Annotated in this window: 1 protein-coding gene; it reads right to left on the bottom strand. The window is 51.2% G+C overall.

From position 1 onward, the window contains the following. Positions 1–377, bottom strand: a 377-nt coding sequence (locus NE664_15900) for a hypothetical protein (GenBank protein ID MCQ4728118.1), incomplete at both ends; no start/stop codon positions are given.

Below are 377 nucleotides of genomic sequence, written 5' to 3'. Positions count from 1 at the left end.
TTTTTGAATTTCGTATTCCATGTAGGAAGCCAAACCATAAACAAAGTCAATCTCACCGCGATTCACCGCCTCTAAAGCGTCACTGGCGTTATGAAAGAACTCCACCCTGTCCGCCCGGATTGTTCCCGGCAGTCCTCTCCCCTCGATCACCGCCCCCACAAGTCCATCCCCCGGAAAGCTGGACGCCTTGCTGCGCACGACAATACTGTTCATACTGGCATATGGCGCCGTAAGCACCATTCCCTTCTGCATGGAATCAGACACATCTCCCAGATAAAAGCCCAGAAGATCCGCCGCGCATGTCCCGGCAATAGTTGGGAACGTAAAGACAGGCTTTTTTGAAACATATGCCGAATATTTGCATGTGTCAAGCGCTT

Origin of the sequence: Anaerotignum faecicola (assembly GCA_024460105.1) — a bacterium.
In the GTDB taxonomy this organism is placed as follows: Bacteria; Bacillota; Clostridia; order Lachnospirales; family Anaerotignaceae; genus JANFXS01.
Note: the sequence above shows the minus strand (reverse complement) of the source record. Positions and strands in the feature narration are given on the sequence as shown.